Below are 17,396 nucleotides of genomic sequence, written 5' to 3' on the forward strand. Positions count from 1 at the left end.
CATCGATGCGGTGAAGGATCTTCCGCTCATCAAAATTGTAATCCTCTCCCCGGAAAGGGGAGAGGCGGATTGTAATTATGGTGCTTGGACTACGGCAATTTCAAACGGCTGCAGCGTCAATCCGACGGTACTGATCACCGGACCATCGAAACGAACGTACGTTGTGTCTTCGCTTATTGAAAGATGCTTGCCGTGGACCAATTCGATCCATCCGGCCGACGGAATTTTTTTCTCGAACCGGAGCGACAGGGGCGCAGCCTGGTCGCTCATGTTATAGAGGGCGTATTGTTTTGTTCCGAACATGTACATCGACACTCCGCCCGGCCCGTCCAGCTGCATGCCAAGATCCTTAGCAAACGGACGGCGGATGGCATTGAGGACCGGAACGGGAAACCTCAGAAGATCGTAACTGTTCTCCGGCATGTTGAGGACGTACATTGTCCCCTTGAGATATTGCGCCTCGAGCAGCACGCCGTAATCGTAGTCGTCCTGTTCTACCGCGACATCGCGGACGTACGGCCACGTTGACGTTTCGATGCGCGGAAATGAGAATGCTTTGTCCGCTTTGTAAAGCTGTTCGTCCCATCCGATCCGAACACGGAATTGGGATGATGCGACGCTCCCTTCAGATTCCATGAGGCATAGAGTGTTTTTGAATTCTGTTCCCTGGAGTTTTTTCCAAAGTCCCCATGTCATAAAAACGTCGTGTCCGTCCTTAAGGCGGCCGAGCAGCTCTTCCGCAAGTTTCGGGTCCTGCAGCGAGTGAAGAGTAAAGATGGCGTTTTGACCTTCGGTCGGAAATTGTGCGACAGGCGTCAACGGAATTCCAGCCATACCGAGATAGCCAAAAATATTATATTCGCCGGTGGATCCATACGGAAGGTAGATCGGAACGCCTCGCGATTGTCCGTTCAACATTCCGGCAACCCTGTCGAACTCCGGAAGCATTTCGATGAAGTGGGGATAGACGTCGCTGGCCGGGATATCGGGATACAGTTGACCGGCGCACCAGAGGATGACCTCCGGCGTTTGGGCCAGCACCGCCTGCCAGACCTGCGCGACGTAATCGTTGTCGTCCCCCTTCATATCGTAATTGTCGAGCCACGAGCCGACCCATTTGGAGGGGTCGACGCTCGAGAACCATTTTTGGAAGATATAGCCGCTGTAAATCGGAATATGCTGGTCATGGGTCATTCTGTTCCGTGTTTCGATGCCGACGGCCATGTTGTCGAACTGCAAAGTTTCATGGTACACATCGTACCCGTTCTGCCGATGTCCTTCGTACCAGTTGGGATATTTGATGATCACCTTTGCGTTCGGGTTGACCTCTTTCGCCGCGTCAATGATGTATTTTTTTGATTGCTGCAGAATCAACCTGGTGCGGTAGTCCCCCCAGCTCTGATCACCGCGGTCTTTCACGCTCTTCTCGTCGGTCGCCGTCGTGAAAAGCCAATCGTCGAGGATGATATAGTCGAATACTTTTGCCAACGCCTTCATCCTCTTTTGAAGGGAAGCCATGTCGTCCGGATTATTGTAGACCGACGGTCCGTTGTGCCCGACGGGAACCATCGATCCCCAGGTTTTAATCCCCATCGAACGGAATTTGTCCGATATTTTCTTCATCATTGCAACGTCGATCTCTCCTTCGCTTCTCCCCTCGAGGTATACCTTGTACGGCTTGATGGGAGCGAAATACGCGAGAGTCTTGGCAAATTGCACGGAATCGGCAAGAAGATGGTCGACATCTTCTGACGTGAAGTAGATCGCATATTGAACGTGCCCCCGGCCGCTGCCAGAGGTCGAAGTCTGGGCGAACGATTGCGATACAAGTGCGGTGATCAATGCGAGGATGACAACAAACCAAAGGGGATGCGGATTCGAAAAATTGCGGAACATTTTTTCCATTGAACGCTCCTTGAGATGATCGATGAGTCCGAAATGCCTGGGGAGGCCGTGGATGCAGCGAGTGTGACAAAGAGAAGGTGCAAAAAAATATCTATAATCTCAATCTCTTTTACGATAAGAGGATGCCAACGGGGATCGCAGCCGCAGGCTGCGAATCGGCGGCGGAAGTATTTTCGAACTTGCGGGAGTCATCGATGAGCTTAACGGCTGTACTCGTCGTATGGTCCTCCGAATCGACGTTTCAGCCTCGGTTCTTCAAAGTACCGAATGAAAAGATCGGCGATGATGAAGAAGGTGATTGTATAACAGAACAAACCGATCGGCCAAAATAAAACCGTTTCCCCCCGGAGGATTATCACAACACCGAGGTACATCGGACTACCAACGCCGCGGGAAAAACACCGAATAACAGGAGATTGTGGAGGATCAACGGAGGCTATCGTGCCGCCCCCACAGTTTGAAAATGACGTTTACTCGAAAGAAGAACTCATGCTCCTCTTCCGACCGGAATAAACCTTGTGGATTTCCAGTTCGCAAAGATATGCATGGCTTTTTCGTGCTCGATAAAATATGGAATGACAACAGTGACCCTCCCTAGCAGTAAGGTCCAAAAGGTGCCCCGCATGGTCAGTGTGAACCGGCCCTTGAGCCGGAACATGTCAAACCAACCCTCCGATTGTAAACTTTTACTTATTGGATGGGATGCTCTTATCAAAGACGTTTTGTGTTTTTTTGGATACGTAACCGCGCTGTTGATAGAAGGCTTGTGCTTCCACACGTGTGATGTTCGTCCGTACGCGGATTCTGTCGCATTTTTTTGCGCTCGCCCATTTCTCGGCTGCTTCAACAAGTTTTGTTCCGATACCGGTACCGCGACGTGCCTCCGTCACCACCAGGCCCCGAATTTCGGCGAACGAGTCGCTCTCAAGTGTGTGAATCACCGCAACATCAATCCATCCGAGGAGTGCGCCATCCTTTGCGACGAGAATTGTATGACGCGGGTCAGCGGATAACGCCTTTAGCCGATGTTCTATCTCCGATGTTGTCGCCGGATATCCAAGTTCTCCGGATAACCACGCAAGCGCTTCAGCGTCGGATTGTTGTGCCTCTTGAATCGTAACGTTGTGCTTCATCTTCATAGTGTTCTCTCAAAGATGGGGCAGGAAGAAGTTAAGTTGAGCAATAGTTTATGCGCCCGTCGGCGGATGCCTTGTATTCATTTTGAGTTCAACAAATGAAATTATTCCCCCGCCGGCAACTCCTAGCAAAGTCATTCTTGTTGCTTCTCTAACAACGAGAGGGAATGGAATATCGAACATTGCATACCAAGAGAGAAATTGAGATAATCCGGTTAAAAGTCCAAGAATCGCCCCGATGGTAATCCCGGATTTTACGCTTCGCTTTTGGTGCGGGACATGAAGGTAGAAGAAGCCGATGACGATGGCGAAAGCAAGTTGAGAGAAAAAAATGGAGAGAAGGTGCGGAGCATCTTCTAGGACCGCATGAAGATCTCTAAACGAATCAGCACTGACGGTACTGTTCCAGAATCGTTCAACGGAAAACTGAGCTATCGAAGCGCCGGCAACGCCCGCATACAGCCAAATTCGTTTCATAGAGTTTCGGAGGGATGGGAATCTCACAAGCGAGAACTTTTCTCATAATGTGTCACACATTCTTTTTTCCGGCCAGCAACGCAAATTCCCGCCACTTCCAGTAACAATCGGCATTATCGAAACCGATCTCTCGCAGCCATTGAAGCTGAAGTTCGACGCTGGCGCATTTGTTGGACGGGTCCTCATTTGCAGCATCCATTCCGATCGCAGCGTAGAAATCTTCGTGAAGAGAGAACGTTGGCGATGAGACATGCTCAAGGTTGCAGAATATTCCGCCTGGCTTGAGCATCAAAAAGATCTCGCTGTAAAGGTTATATTTTCTCTTGTCGGCGACATGATGAATCGCCAGGCTTGAAACGATTGCATCGAAGAGCCCGAGCTTCGGCAGCGGAAAATCAAAATTATGCTCGATCACAGAAACGGCCGGGTCGTTGGTGAAACGCTCTCTCGCAGCTGCGAGCATTGTGGGAGAGAAATCGAGCGCAACACCCTCGACGCCGGGGCGCGCTTCTTTTACGATTGCCAGCAGACGTCCGTCTCCCGTGCCTACGTCAAGCACTCGTCTGAGAGAAGGCGGCAACAGCTCGACAATGACAGCCTCTCCTTCGGCCCGATGGGGAAACGTGTCTGCTCTCGCCAGGTAGTTGAGTGCGTGGCCGGCGTTCGTGTATTCATTGTCGTTTGAGTTATCCATGGATCATTCTAGTCGATTTCAATATTGTATTTTCCCAGAAGGCCGGCAATTCCGGCAGCCGAAAATTTAGCCTTTGTCAGCCGATTTCGTTCAGGGTCGATCGCATAGTTGAATGACGTGCGGAGGTCGGCTTTGGCAAGAACGGTCCTGTCGAATTTTGCCCCGCTGAGGTCGCAGTGTTCGAAGAGCGCTCCGGTCAGGTCGCACTCGGTAAAATCGACTTCATGCAGGGAGCATTTCCGAAAGCGGGTTTTCTTCAAGCTAAGCTTGTAAAAACAGGAGAGGTCGAGGATGCAATTTTCAAAGTCGACGGTGAAAATGAAGTTATTGCATTGTTCAAAATGGAGCCCGAGCAGTTTGCATTCTTTGAAGCACGCTCCCCGCAGCACGGTCTTCGCCAGCGCCGCAATGCTGAAATCGCAACCGATGAACGTGCATTCCGAAAAAATAATGTTGGAGAGGTTTGTTTTCGAAAAAGAACAATGTTCGAACGTGCAATCCTCGAAATTGTCCGTGACCCGACCTTGTTTGGAAAAATCGACCTTGGTTAATTTTGTTTCCTGCACGGCGGCTTGGTTCATGCTGAGGTCCGAAGATTATTGCGCGACGAAACCGGTTTTCAGAGCGAATGCCCAATCTTGGCGGCCGTTGTGTGCCGCTCGCGTTGCTGCCTGCTCCCAGTCGTATTGAACGGCAATCAATTCCACACTCCATAGCTTGTCGAATCGCAAGATTGCGTAACGGGCATGCGGCGAGCCCGATTCGATCACATGAGGATCAGGAAGCTCGTCTTTGTACGCGGGGAGCCCGACGCTGCCCGGGTTGACGATAAGGACACCCTCTTCCGCTTCAACTGCCCGCTGTATATGGGTATGCCCGCAGAGCATGATGCGGGATCGTGAGCTGCCGAGCCTCTTGCTGATCTCATCTTTCGAGGCAAGGACTGCTCTGCCGTGGCTGATCGTTTCCAGCATGTATTCCGTATCATTCGACGGTGTTCCGTGAAAAAGGAAAACTTCCTTATCCAACGCTGCTGTCGGCGGCAGTTGTTCCAGCCACTTCTTTTCTTCGGCATGCAGAGATTTGAAGGCGTATGCGTCGGACAATCCGTGCTTGCGTGGATCGTTCTTCACCAGCTGCCGGTCGTGATTCCCCGAAATCTGGGTCCATGCTTGCTTCATTAAAAATTGAATCGTCTCCCCCGGCCACAACGGGCCGGAAACGTGGTCGCCAAGATTAACCACCGCATCGACACGCCTTTTGGTAAGATCAGCGACAACCGCTTGAAGGGCGAGTATGTTGCCGTGGATATCGGATAGCGCCGCTATGGTTTTCATTTCACAAAAAGGGAATGTTCGGTCCGCCGACGCAGTGAAAGTTCAATCGAGCACTCCGACAATCGTTCCTGAGGGCGCGAGAAAATATTTCGTTCCCTTTACCCAATCGTACCGGATAAGCATGGCTTTTCCTTTTTTCGAATGCGTGAAATCCGTGTATCCGATGTACAGGCTTCTCCCATGGGCAATGCAGCTGTTGACATCTTCCTTTTCCTTGAACACACGTGCGGTTCTGCCGGGGCGGCAGATGAACACGTTCGTCGGAGGTCCTTCGAATTCTTCGAACATCGAACGGCCATCGTCTTCGCAGACGAACGCGCGGATGCTGTCATCCAGAAAAAGCATTTGCGCGCCGGGAACAGTGAACTCCATCAAACTATCGGGAGGCGTAAACTCCCTTCTGAACTGGCCGTGAAGGTCCGCCTCGATGACCTTGTTCATCGTTTGAAAGAGGAGGAGGGAGTCCGTCTGCCACGCAAAAGCATTATAGCTGTTTCCCGCAGCTGCCGGAGCGACGTCATACGCGATGGTTCGCGTGATGCGGTCAAAGACAGCCGTTTTCCACTCTCCTTTGTCCGGAAGATAGCTGAACGCAATCAGGCGATCGGACGGCGAGATGATCGCCCCAAAGTTGAACTTTGTGCCGGACGGGATGATCGAAATCGATCCTTCCTTCACCGAAAAATACCCGACTTCCCGTTCTGGACGGGATTCATCCGCAACAGCAGATTTGGTGAAACAGATGAAGGAACCATCCAGGCTCACGGAGACATCCTGGATCATGAACGGCGCTTGCCAAATGGTATCCTGTTCGTTGTCTCCTTCCGACCACCGGATGATAGTTGAGTCTTTTTGGAAGTAAAGATCATCGGCATCGCTTTGTGAGATCAGCGTAAGTGAACTCAACGCCAGCGCAAGCAAAGTGCGGCGCATCGCAGTCCTTTCGAAATGGCGTGATAGCGGCAAATAGATATGCGGTTGATCAAAGATCCATTGAGGAAAAACAGGAAGAAACCTCGTACGTCTCGGCTCCGCATTCCCTCTTGACATTGGGTTCAACGGCAAAAATTCCCTGTGACTATGATAGCATATTTTTACGGAGTTTGCAATCTGATATTCCCGCCGCAGTTACAGCAGGTAAGTTCTCTCCGCTGATCGTAGCTATGCAGGGACCGACGCCGCTTCCGCATGGTGAGGGGTATGCAACGTAATGAACTCGGCCAATTGAGCGCTTGTGCCGTTTCCTATCCACCGTGCCTCGCCGATCTGAATAACGGGGAGGGAGCGGATTCCTGTTGAAACGAGCAATTCCGGTTTGAAGGTCACGTCGGCTTCGCGAAGCTCAAACGACATTCGCGACTGAAGTTCGATCAGCCTTCGCTTGACGATCGGGCAGAAGGGGCATCCAAGGCCCGTATAGAGGGTCACTTTAACTCCGGAAGGAGCCACGTGTTCTGCGGGACGATCTTCAACAGACCCGTATCCCATGTAGCGGGAAATAGAAGGGAAGAGCCGGACGTAGAGCCAAAGAAAAAAGAGAATGAATAAAGGCCACAGGGCCGCTTGAACAAAGCTCCTTTCGTACACATAATAACAAAGGCCGCACACGGCGAAGATCCAGCTTCCGTAGACAAATGAAATATGACATTGTTGCTTCATGATGATTCCTTTCAAGTGCGCGCATTTGCATCGAAGATGGCCGCCGCGCGCGGATTGAGAACGGCACAAACCAGAGCTCAAGCTGAACACATTGAACTACCGCCAGTCAGGGATGATTGACCGGTATTGAAAATCGCTCATAAACATCTGCGTCGACTCTTGTCGGCTTAAATGTTTTCAAGTTGATCGGGCACCAGAGTGATCGGGCGCGCGCGAGCGTTTTCATGTCGGCGGCCCGAAGCAATTCTGTGTGCCGTTCAAAAATGTTCTTCTCGGCCGCCCCCACCCAGGTGCGTGCAATAATCTTGTCTCCCAGCCGGGTCGAGTTCACGTAGTCGATCTCATGGCGGACAACAACCCAGCCGATTGTCTCTTTTTGGGCGGCAGTTGCAGCTGCATTCCAGTGGGCGGTTGCCACTTCCTGCACCCACCGCACATAGACAACGTTGTTCACGTGATCGAATTGGTCAATATCTTCAGGTCGGACTGCAATGACCTCTTCAAATCGTTCTGCGGCCTGATGTGCTGCCATACGATTGACGTTCCTTCCCCTTTTTCTGTACGGTGCGCTAGTTTCTCACTTTTATTGCGGTGAGTGTGACAATATCGTTGACGTCGGCTTTTTTTCTTACCTCCAACCGAAGTCCTCTTCCTTCCGCGTAACGTTTCGCATTCTTCAACTCTTGAATCATCGCCGCAGGGAGACTGCTGTGCTCGACTTGCCGCACGGCATCATCTCCAAAGACGAATGCAATCCTGAAAAACTTTTTGGAGGGAAAAAAGAAAAAAAGGTTCCGCTTTTTAAGCAGCAGTTTGAGCGTCCAGCCGGAATTTGAACCGTAGAATTTCCATTCCTCGGTCAACGGTCCGTATGTCTCCGCAAGAGCATTTCTGATCGCTTGCCACAATTCATACGACTTGCCAAGCGTTTCCGAAAGCATCTTATCGGTCGGCTTCAACGATCTATCAGCAAAAATTCCTGGCATATTATTTTAAGGACAACGGAGATGGATGTCAGTGACTGTGATGCAGAGACGACCAGTGGGCGTTTCGCAATTTCCAGCCTGTATTGGCAAATGAGAGCTGTCCGTCCGATGCCATAAAGAAATTCTCTGAATGGGAGAAATACCTTAGCCATGCAGCCGGACCTTCGCCGTGCAGGTCGCGGACAATCGCATCAGCCATCCGGCGAACCCCTTCGCGCACTCCAAGCGAATCTGTCTGTGCCGCGCTGATGGACGATAGAAGGAGAATTCCGCACGCCAACGCGTTGACCAGCCTTACGATTTGTGATTTCTCATTCATGTAAGATTTCAGCCAGAGGCATTCGTTGCCGGCTACGTCACGGGTTTTTGATCAGACGGGAGACGTTTTAACGGCACCACTCCCGCAAGGTCGCCGATCACGTTCACGAGCTCTGAATTTCCCGAGATCACCACCTTCGCGTTTTGTTCCAGGGAACTCTGGACCGTATCGAGCCTTTTCAGCAGTTGTGCGTTGCCGATAAAATACTTGTCGGCCGCCTCGTTTACCAGCCGTATTGCTTCGGCGTCTCCTTCAGCTTCGAGAATTTTGGCCTGTTTGATCCCCTCAGCTTTTTTAATTGACGCGCGTTTTTCGCCGTCGGCGGTCGTTTCTGCTGCTGTGGCAAAATCGATCGCCGCGATCTTCTCGTTCTCGGCTTTTACTATTTTATTCATCGTATCTTGGACATCCTTCGGCGGGTCGATTTCCTTAAGCTCGGCGCGGACGATATCGATCCCCCATGAAGACGTCTCCTGGATCAGAATGCGGTGCAGTTCGTCGTTGATTTTCCCCCTCTCGCTGTTGGCCGATTTGAGGGTCAGAGTGCCGATAATGTTCCTCAACGTCGTCCGGGCGAGGTTCACGATCTGGTTATTGACATTGTTCACATTGTATTGCGAGCTCTTGACGCTTTCTTCGTCAGGTTTCACTCTGTAATAGATCTGTGCATCGACCATCGCATTCAGATTATCGTTCGTAATAATTTCCTGCGGCTCGGCATCGATCATCTGTTCTGTCGTGTTGATCAAGTACATCCGGTCGATCATCGGGATCACCCAGTGAAACCCCGGGCCGGCAAATTTCTTATATTTGCCGAGCCTTTCGATGAGCCCCCGGTGGGTTGGCCGAATGATGCGGATCCCGATAATAAAAATCAAGATGACAACGATACCGACGAGGAATGATGGTCCAAACATGTGCGTGTCTTCCATAATTGTGCCCTGAGGTGTTAGTGTGAGTTCGATGATTGTTTCTTGTAATCCTCCAGGAGCTTCAGTGTGTGCTCAAGACCCCGTTTATCCTTCCAACCAAAATGCCCCGGGATCACAAACCGCGCCTCCGGAAAATGATGAATCACATTCATGATTGAGGCCTGCCATTCTGCGGTATTCGCATCCGCAAGATTGCCAAGATCACCTGCGTCTGAGCTTTTAACCAGACATCCCCCGTAAAGGAGCTTTTCATCATCGCACCAAACGACGATGTTGTCTTTGGTATGTCCTTCGCCCGGATAGTAGGCGAAGAAGCGATGACCACCCACAAGGAACGTCGTGTCCTTTGTGAAGAAGTACGCAGCCTGTTTTTCATGACGCTCTTGGCACAGATCAAACGTCAATTTGGAAGAAAATGTCGGAATTCTCTTTTGTTTCAGGAAATCGAGCCCCGCCGTTCTATCGCTGTGAAAATGCGTCGCCAGGCAGAGGACAACGTTCGATCGATGCCGGATCCGGATTGAGTCGAGCAGCGGCAGAAATTGCGTTGTATCCCACGGCGTGTCGATCATCACCGTGCCGCTGTCCGTGACGATATACATGCTGTTCGCAGGGATCAGGATTCCATCCAACATCCGTGACGTGGTGTAGACGTAACAGCCGCCGGTCACATGCGATATCACTAAGCGCGGTCCGGCCGCTTGTCCGAAGAGGGGAATCGACAAGAAGAGCAGGATGGGACTTGAGATAATCAAGAGGCGGCCGATGAACCTGAAGGAGAGAATGGAACTGTAAATGTCAGCGATCGAGGGGAAGAACTTGGGATTTTGTTTTCTGAAACACCGAGCCGTCATTACCAGACTTTCTTGCGGAGAAAGGATAGTTCCTAGCGGAAAAGAATCAAAAGCCCCGACAAATTGCAAAGCTCATTCACACAGAGCAATGTAGCGGTAATCGCCGGCAGAATCAAGAAGAAAAAGGAATGCCGGATAACACGCGGCGACAAGCACAAATTACCTTTTTTTATCCTGCCGGCTGACGAAAGCTTGTTTATCCAACCCCTCGATCATCACGTGCAGATCAGAAACAGGCGCCCAGGCTGAGACCGATTGTCATTTTGATTCCGCCGGAACTTATCAGAGGATCCAGGGCGGCGCGAAAATGTAGACCTCCTCCGTTCGGCTGATACCGGTACGCGATGGAAGCGACCCCGATAGGGGTAAACCCTGTGCTTGCGGATGTACTGGAGGACCCGGAGTTGAAAAAACCAACGGTACTGCTTGTTGTGGTCACCTGGCAAAACTGGAGACCTCCTCCAATCTCCAGTTTGCTATTTCCTCTGCCTTCGAGGAGATTGACCATGATCGGAATACCAGTAAATGAAACTGACTCTGACACAAAAATGAACGGAAGGGTAAACGACCATGAGGAATATCCGATTCTGAGGGAGACATTATCGGAGACCATTCGCTCGTAGTTGAGCGAATACAGCAGACCTACTCCGGCTGCCTCAGCATACAAGGCATTCTCCGGCGGCAGCTCGACCGCCTGTGTGGCTGCAGCAGAGTCAATTTTCTGCGGATGGACAACAATAACGTCGAACGACTTTATATCGGCCCAGGGAATCGTCAACTGTTCCCCCGATTGCATTTGAATGATGACCGGTATGCCTTCCTTTTTTTCGACAAGAGTTCCAATGACCTTGCCTCCTGACTTGAGATAGACGACATCAAACTTCTGTTGAGACATACAGATTGAAGATATCATCAAAAAGCAGGCTAGCAAGCACCAGCCGGAACGCGTTCGATTCATCGTCATGAAGTGAGATCCTTTCGAGGTGCAACCGCGGGGCCGGTTGATATTAGGCCGTCCGGCGGATAACATGGTGAGTTCCCTGTCACGCAGCAGCATCAACCCCTGCTAAAGAAAGGGTATTTCAAAGAAAGATACGGTGATATCGAGCACATTGAAGTGTTCAAATTAAGTCGCACGTCACTTTGAGTGTTCCTTCTCCTTCAGAGACAAAGATCCTTGTTTTGATCGAATCCCTCTTGACAATCCGCCGAATATCACCAGAGCGATCGCAAAAAGAAATCCGCTGACTGTTGTCGTTATCGTCTTCGTGAGAAGAAGGAGCGCAAGGAGTAAACACACCGCTAAAAATAGAATCGATGCTGTTTTTTTACTCATGATATTTTCTGTCCGATCTGAACATTGAAGGAGCTAATGCTGTTCCGGAAGGATCATTTTCTTGAAACAGACGCTGTTTTCAATCCCTGCATATTGGCCATAATTTGGTACCCGGGAATATCCATTCTTTTCATACAGTCTGATCGCTTCGGGCTGCTTTTTCCCAGTCTCAAGAATGCACTTCGAGTATGACAGCTCAGCAGCCCATTGCTCCAACTCCCTGAGAACGTCGGTCGCAATTCCTTTCCCGCGCCGGTTGGGGAGCGTATACATCCTTTTCACTTCCATGGTATCGGATGCATATTCTTTGATCGCCCCGCATCCGACCGGTACTGCATCTTCATACGCAACCACGACATATTTGATCTTATCGATCTTATTGAATTGCGCATAAAATCCATGATCCTTGCCATCCCGCTTCGCTAAATCAGCGTCGAGCTCGCGCACCAATTTCACGAAGTCCTTATTTTCCGAGTCCGTTCTGATTATGGTTGCCATTGTTGCGAGAGAAATGGTTAGAGGGAGGGCGTCATTGAACACCGCACCGACATCTCTGCATCTTTCGGATTCAAGGTCCCGGTTTATTGTGAGACAAAATCTTGCCGCTCGCTGACTGTTTTTAACGAACGCAGCCCATCTTCAAAGTGCTTCCCCATGATCCGATCAATGGGGAAGACAACGCTCATAACTTTTGCAGGAAAAGGAATTGCCCCCTTCATTCTCCATGTTACCCTCGTTGCACTGCCAGCCGGCTCGATGATGAACTCGTTAACGTTGATGACGTTGAACGGCTTTTCAAACTCAACGTTCACCTTGACCTTCACGGGAGGGGCAGACTCAATAATTTCCATCTTCCCGCGGCCTGCACTTCCGTTGCTTGTCCACCGGGACACTGCACCTCTGCCGTTCGGCGGTCCGCTGAACGCCCTTTTCATTGAGCTGTCCGCCGTGTCCTGAGGAGCCCACTCCGGCCAGCAGTGGAAATCGTTGATCAGAGAAAAAATTTTCTCCGGCGGGGCGTTGATCTCTATTTCGCGGCAGAATTCAAGGATATCGGGCTTTCGCGCAGCGAAGAGCAGGACTCCGAGAAGCACCGCCAGCAAGAGGATAGCAACAGTCATGATTTGGCGAAGGATCGCGACGGACTTTTACTGTACTTTCTTCTAAGGGTAAATCCGATCCAAGAGAGAAGAATGCCGCATACGCCGCCGACACCGCCGAATATTGCAAAGAATGGCAAACGACCGAGCAACGGTTCGCCCCCCGTGTACCCTGCGACCATAAAGACAAACGAGAGAATGAAGCCGTAGAATCCGCCGATATATGCCCATTCCTTCTTGCTGCACCAAGATCCCAGTGCGAGACCGGCCAATCCCCAGGGAATCAGACTTAATGCGGAACCAACGAATACATAGCGCCCGCCCGCTATGCCGAGCATGCCACCGACAACTATACTCACAATTATTTTCTTCATAGGGAAACCAGCGGACGCTTTTAATCGCCGACGTGGATCTTAATATCGTAGGGAGCCGGACGTCCCTCGCCTCTCTCGACCCAATCCCGCAGGCTCAGAAGAAAGACGGCCCACTTCGTGCTGCAGTGATGCATAAATTCTATAGGTCTTTTCCATTTTGCGTGCTTGAAGAGTACGAATGTTTGTTGATCCTTCCGAATCAAATTGAAGCTGACCTCCGTACCCGTCCAGCCCTCGGGGCCGCGAATGCACCTCCACCGCACTAATTTTCCCGCCGTGGAATCGAGCACCTTCATTTCGCAGAAACCGAAATCAATGACGGATCCCTTGTTTGTGTCCCCCGCGGTTTCGGTCGTCCACCAGCGGCGGAGCCCGTCGATCGTGGAAAGGGCTTCGAATACTCTTTGCGGGGACGCGTTGATCCCAACTCGATGCAGGATATCAGGCATAAACCGTTCCTCACGATAGTGATGGAAAATGGAATGCGGATTGCTTATTCATGAGATAAAAAGAGAGCCAAAAGATATTCTTTTTCGAGAAGCCTCTCGTGAGTATCAAAGAAGCCTCTTCGGCGTACAGTTGACCGATTCCGTTCAGACAATTTCAGGGATGACACCAGGAAAAGAAGTTTATGCTTTTTCCCCATCGATGTGCTAAATCTAGTCGTTCCCCGCGATAAACGCAACCGTTTTTCCAAGAGCAGGAAAAGCTCTTTGCTGGTGAAAATAAAATTCCGTAACTTTTTTCATCGATGGAAATTGTGGTTTGTGCCGATTGCCGAATCCGAGGGGTTGGGGCCAGGTTCCTTCGAGATCCCAGCAAACTTGACAATAACTGGTTCTTTACTAATCGCGAAAGGCGGTGATTGGCGTGAGATTGTTCCTTTCTCTCATAATGATAAACGCGTCCGTGTACGCTTACGGAATTGATTCCACCAAAATGGTCAATAAGGTCGAAGCCCTAAAAAGGGACTCAATGAACATTTGGATCCCGACCGTGATCACTGGGTTGAATATCAGTCAGATCGCGTTCAGCAACTGGACGCAGGGGGGGTCAAACGCATTCACCTGGACGGCGGCGGGCAATCTTGGACTGGACTACCGGGGAGAGGTGTGGACGGTCCGCAACCGGTTGAAGCTCGGTTATGGCAGAACAAAATTAGGAGGGCAGGGTTCGATCACGAACGATAACGATTTTAACTTGGAGAGCGTGTTGTCCTTCGACATCGGGTGGGCGACCGATCCATACTTTAGCAACTCCATCGTTACGACGATAGCCCAGGGGTATTCGTACAGCTCAAACCCGCCGGTGCCGACGGCTGATTTTTTTGATCCCGGGTACGTTACTCAAAGCATAGGGTTCACGTACAACAAACTCCAATCGCTCACGACGAGGCTTGGTTTCGCTTCCCAGGAGGTCTTTACGAACCGGTTTCGCCAATACACGGACAATCCTTCAACGACGAAGACAATAGAGGCCTTCAAATTTGAAACTGGCTTTGAGTCGGTCACTCAGGAGAAGCTTCAAGTTGCCGACAATGTCATTCTGAACACCGGCTTAAGGCTCTTTTCACGTTTTGAAAGTCTTGACGTTTGGGATGTCCGCTGGGACAACACGATCAATTCAAGGATCAATTCCTTCATGAACGTGCACTTCGATTATCAGGTGGTCTATCAAAGAGACCAGTCGCTCAGAACACAGGCAAAAGAAGGTCTTCAGCTGGGAGTGATTTACGCCATTTTCTAGAAATGTGTGGATGCTGAGGCGTCAGGAATTGCCATCCGATAAGGTAGACCAGGGGGTTGTTAACGCGGAAGGGCATCTCCGGGAAAGCTTTTACCCGGATGAATTTCATACGTGAAAATACCCGCCATCACCCCCGGGTCCCCGTCCATAATTTGTTTCACTTCAGCAGGGCTCGCATTAAAGATGCCGATGCCCCGCACTTCGCTCTCGTCGGTGATCGGACAGACGATTGGCAGGATGCCGTCGGCGCGGAGCGAAAAATTCCTCCGGGCATGCTCAAAGACGATTTTCTCCGCACCCTGTTCGCTTCTTTTCGCGGTTGCTTTCAAAATGACGATGGAGTAATTCCGCGATTTCATCAGCATCTCTCGCATGTAGTCGTCGGTAATGGTAGCCATTCAGTCTCCTTTATGATGGAAATTGTACGCTCAGTTTGCGCTATAAAAAAAGTGCCGAGAAAAGTGAATACTATTCTGCGACGCTCCTTTTTTCCAAGCGTTTGTGAATTCTTGGCATTTCAACGAGTGCGGCCGATCCGTACCATGGATGAAGTTCGAGAACTAATGTGCCGGCCTTGACGGCGGGGTCTGTTTGGGCGATGCTTTTCGCCTCTTCGATCGATTCGACATTGAAAATGAAGATGCCTCTCAATGATTGGTCGTCAAGGAACGGGCCTGCGATCAGCAGCGTCCCTTGATTCGCCAGCCGTATGATGTTCCGTAAATGCTCTCGTTGAAGTTCTGCCTTCTGTGCAGGGTCTTGGATCTTCACAGGGCCTGCTTTCAGGAATGCCATCACATAATGTTTCATCCCGTATTCGTCGGCCCCGAGGCTTCTTGCCAGCGACGAATCAAATCCGGAGGATTCACTTGAAACGCCAGCATGCTGTCCGAATGCCGGATTCCAAAATGCCAGCATTGCAAGGATGAGTGCCGTCATCATTTTCATCGACTTCAATCTGTCCATGGCTTTCACCCGAATGGTATCGTGAATATGCATATTATTCCCTATACAAGTCCCCGTCAAGATATTTTAAGCCCGAATCACAAATAATTGTTACGATCTTCTTCCCCTGGCCGACGATCCTTGCCCTTTGAATTGCGGCCCAGACATTTGCTCCCGACGTGGCTCCGCCAAAGATCCCTTCTTTCCGGGCCAGTGCTCGGGCCGTTTCGTATGCATCTTCATCCGATACGGGCATTATCTCATCGGCCAGATCTAATCTGCAGATTGACGGCACAAATCCAGCTCCGATTCCTTCGAGCTTATGGGTTCCTGAAATATCCCCGCCTGAAAGAGCTCGAACGCTTCGCGGTTCAATGGCGATGCATTTGATGTGCGGAATTCTTTGTTTCAAAATTTCGGCGTTCCCGGAGAAGCTTCCTCCCGTTCCAACGCCCGTGATGAATTCATCGATCGAATTACCAAGAACGTCCAATATTTCGCGGGCCATAGCGTGATAGGCGTTTTTGTTGTCCGTGTTATTGAACTGGTCGGTCAGAAACGTGTTCGGCTCCCTGCATAACTCTTTCGCTCGTTTGACCAGCGAATCAATGAGCGCTGCCGTTATCGAGCCGCCGGAGCTTGGAATGATGTCGAGCATCGCCCCGAACGCCCGCATCGTCCGGAGTTTCTCTTCTGCGAACGCATCGGACGAAACAAAGTGCGCATGATAGCCTCTATGAGCACAGACCATGGCAAGCGAACTGCCGGTGCTGCCGCCGGTATATTCGACGACGGTTCCCCCCGCTTTTAACTCTCCCCGTTTTTCCGCCCCCTCGATCATCGAGAGGGCCATGCGGTCTTTCATGCTTCCGGTGGGATTAGCCCCTTCGAATTTTACAAAGATCTCCGCGCAGCCGGGTTCGGAGAGGCGGTCTAATTTTAATAATGGAGTCTTCCCAATGGCGACCATTATCTTAGGGAGTTAACGTTCTTTTTGTCGTCTATTGAATGCATTGCGAAGACGTTGAATCACGAGGCCGTACGACCAGCAGGCAACGATGATGCACGATCCGATTGCAAGCACTCGCAAATCGTGATACCATCCTCCGATCAACATTACAAAAAATCCGGTGAACCTTAATCCATCAACGCTCCGAGAATTGAGATATCTGTTGATGTACCGTCCCATCATAGAGCTTTTGTAAAAGTCAAGATCGACATATTTTATCAGCGCGAAGGAAACCATCATGGAGGGAATGAACCCGAGAAGAATTGCGGCAATGACCGATCGCTGCCACAAAAGGAAGGTCGAGCCGAGGGCGGTGCTGAGATCGACGAACAGTTTTATCGGGTGGATCTGGTGATAAAGTCTTTTCTCTTCAAAGGTCATTGAATCGCAGCGACATTCAATCGTACGCAGTTAAAATCTCTCATACAGAGCCACGAGCCCCTTTCATCGAATTTCGAAACAGGGGGCTTCGAACGTCCGCCCCCGACCGGTCGATACGTGCAACGAATGTAGTTTTTATTGGAGGAAGAATCAAGAAAAACAGAAGCCGCCTCATGCAGCTCAGGCGGCTTCTTCGATCACTGCTC

General features: G+C 50.7%; 24 protein-coding genes. 1 reads left to right on the top strand and 23 read right to left on the bottom strand.

What is annotated here, in order from left to right:
* Positions 1-75: 75 nt before the first annotated feature.
* The 19 genes from VMF88_15170 to VMF88_15260 form a co-directional block, all read right to left on the bottom strand.
* Entirely contained in the window at positions 76-1,905 is a 1,830-nt protein-coding gene (locus tag VMF88_15170) for a hypothetical protein (GenBank protein ID HTY12402.1), read from the bottom strand.
* A 686-nt stretch (positions 1,906-2,591) separates the two neighbouring features.
* Entirely contained in the window at positions 2,592-3,044 is a 453-nt protein-coding gene (locus VMF88_15175; GenBank protein ID HTY12403.1) for a GNAT family N-acetyltransferase, read from the bottom strand.
* A 48-nt stretch (positions 3,045-3,092) separates the two neighbouring features.
* Positions 3,093-3,518, bottom strand: a complete 426-nt coding sequence (locus VMF88_15180; GenBank protein HTY12404.1) for a hypothetical protein — start codon at positions 3,516-3,518, stop codon at positions 3,093-3,095.
* Between the two features lie 52 nt (positions 3,519-3,570).
* Positions 3,571-4,212: a class I SAM-dependent methyltransferase gene (locus VMF88_15185; GenBank protein ID HTY12405.1), complete on the bottom strand. Its 642-nt coding sequence runs from the start codon at positions 4,210-4,212 to the stop codon at positions 3,571-3,573.
* Positions 4,213-4,220: 8 nt separating this feature from the next.
* Positions 4,221-4,793 carry a pentapeptide repeat-containing protein gene (locus tag VMF88_15190; GenBank protein HTY12406.1) on the bottom strand — a complete coding sequence of 191 codons (573 nt, stop codon included), beginning with the start codon at positions 4,791-4,793 and terminating at the stop codon, positions 4,221-4,223.
* Positions 4,794-4,808: 15 nt separating this feature from the next.
* Positions 4,809-5,549, bottom strand: coding sequence for a metallophosphoesterase family protein (locus VMF88_15195; protein HTY12407.1), 741 nt, complete (start codon positions 5,547-5,549; stop codon positions 4,809-4,811).
* Positions 5,550-5,591: 42 nt separating this feature from the next.
* Entirely contained in the window at positions 5,592-6,482 is an 891-nt protein-coding gene (locus VMF88_15200; GenBank protein ID HTY12408.1) for a hypothetical protein, read from the bottom strand.
* 228 nt (positions 6,483-6,710) lie between these two features.
* Positions 6,711-7,208, bottom strand: coding sequence for a hypothetical protein (locus VMF88_15205; GenBank protein ID HTY12409.1), 498 nt, complete (start codon positions 7,206-7,208; stop codon positions 6,711-6,713).
* A gap of 106 nt (positions 7,209-7,314) precedes the next feature.
* Positions 7,315-7,740: an acyl-CoA thioesterase gene (locus VMF88_15210; GenBank protein ID HTY12410.1), complete on the bottom strand. Its 426-nt coding sequence runs from the start codon at positions 7,738-7,740 to the stop codon at positions 7,315-7,317.
* A 37-nt stretch (positions 7,741-7,777) separates the two neighbouring features.
* Positions 7,778-8,167 carry a DUF3788 family protein gene (locus VMF88_15215; protein HTY12411.1) on the bottom strand — a complete coding sequence of 130 codons (390 nt, stop codon included), beginning with the start codon at positions 8,165-8,167 and terminating at the stop codon, positions 7,778-7,780.
* 55 nt (positions 8,168-8,222) lie between these two features.
* Positions 8,223-8,513: a hypothetical protein gene (locus VMF88_15220; protein HTY12412.1), complete on the bottom strand. Its 291-nt coding sequence runs from the start codon at positions 8,511-8,513 to the stop codon at positions 8,223-8,225.
* A gap of 32 nt (positions 8,514-8,545) precedes the next feature.
* The gene (locus VMF88_15225) at positions 8,546-9,430 is read right to left on the bottom strand and encodes an SPFH domain-containing protein (protein ID HTY12413.1); all 885 of its coding nucleotides are present in this window, start codon (positions 9,428-9,430) and stop codon (positions 8,546-8,548) included.
* Positions 9,431-9,462: 32 nt separating this feature from the next.
* Positions 9,463-10,299 (bottom strand): subclass B1 metallo-beta-lactamase, encoded by an 837-nt coding sequence (gene bla / locus VMF88_15230; protein HTY12414.1) that lies wholly within the window; start codon positions 10,297-10,299, stop codon positions 9,463-9,465.
* Between the two features lie 226 nt (positions 10,300-10,525).
* On the bottom strand, positions 10,526-11,194 hold the full coding sequence (locus VMF88_15235) for a hypothetical protein (protein HTY12415.1): 669 nt from the start codon (positions 11,192-11,194) through the stop codon (positions 10,526-10,528).
* A gap of 243 nt (positions 11,195-11,437) precedes the next feature.
* Positions 11,438-11,635: a hypothetical protein gene (locus tag VMF88_15240; protein HTY12416.1), complete on the bottom strand. Its 198-nt coding sequence runs from the start codon at positions 11,633-11,635 to the stop codon at positions 11,438-11,440.
* A 33-nt stretch (positions 11,636-11,668) separates the two neighbouring features.
* Positions 11,669-12,133, bottom strand: coding sequence for a GNAT family N-acetyltransferase (locus VMF88_15245; protein HTY12417.1), 465 nt, complete (start codon positions 12,131-12,133; stop codon positions 11,669-11,671).
* 83 nt (positions 12,134-12,216) lie between these two features.
* Complete coding sequence (locus VMF88_15250; GenBank protein ID HTY12418.1) at positions 12,217-12,756, bottom strand: SRPBCC family protein; 540 nt, start codon at positions 12,754-12,756, stop codon at positions 12,217-12,219.
* The gene (locus VMF88_15255) at positions 12,753-13,109 is read right to left on the bottom strand and encodes a hypothetical protein (GenBank protein ID HTY12419.1); all 357 of its coding nucleotides are present in this window, start codon (positions 13,107-13,109) and stop codon (positions 12,753-12,755) included. The genes VMF88_15250 and VMF88_15255 overlap by 4 nt, the downstream gene beginning before the upstream one ends.
* 20 nt (positions 13,110-13,129) lie before the next feature.
* Positions 13,130-13,558, bottom strand: coding sequence for an SRPBCC domain-containing protein (locus tag VMF88_15260; protein ID HTY12420.1), 429 nt, complete (start codon positions 13,556-13,558; stop codon positions 13,130-13,132).
* Positions 13,559-14,084: 526 nt separating this feature from the next.
* Here VMF88_15260 and VMF88_15265 point away from each other — a divergent pair.
* Complete coding sequence (locus VMF88_15265; protein HTY12421.1) at positions 14,085-14,855, top strand: DUF3078 domain-containing protein; 771 nt, start codon at positions 14,085-14,087, stop codon at positions 14,853-14,855.
* Between the two features lie 59 nt (positions 14,856-14,914).
* On the opposite strand, the gene VMF88_15270 is transcribed toward VMF88_15265, so the two are convergent.
* The 4 genes from VMF88_15270 to VMF88_15285 all read right to left on the bottom strand — a co-directional run bounded on the left by VMF88_15270 (position 14,915) and on the right by VMF88_15285 (position 17,190).
* Entirely contained in the window at positions 14,915-15,253 is a 339-nt protein-coding gene (locus VMF88_15270; protein ID HTY12422.1) for a hypothetical protein, read from the bottom strand.
* 70 nt (positions 15,254-15,323) lie between these two features.
* A complete protein-coding gene (locus VMF88_15275) occupies positions 15,324-15,821 on the bottom strand; it encodes a YciI family protein (GenBank protein HTY12423.1) in 498 nt (165 codons plus the stop codon).
* A gap of 34 nt (positions 15,822-15,855) precedes the next feature.
* Positions 15,856-16,770, bottom strand: a complete 915-nt coding sequence (locus VMF88_15280) for a cysteine synthase family protein (GenBank protein ID HTY12424.1) — start codon at positions 16,768-16,770, stop codon at positions 15,856-15,858.
* Positions 16,771-16,782: 12 nt separating this feature from the next.
* Complete coding sequence (locus VMF88_15285) at positions 16,783-17,190, bottom strand: hypothetical protein (protein ID HTY12425.1); 408 nt, start codon at positions 17,188-17,190, stop codon at positions 16,783-16,785.
* Between the last annotated feature and the right edge of the window lie 206 nt (positions 17,191-17,396).

Source organism: Bacteroidota bacterium, from assembly GCA_035506275.1.
Classification (GTDB): domain Bacteria; phylum Bacteroidota; class Ignavibacteria; order UBA10030; family UBA8401; genus JAGVPT01.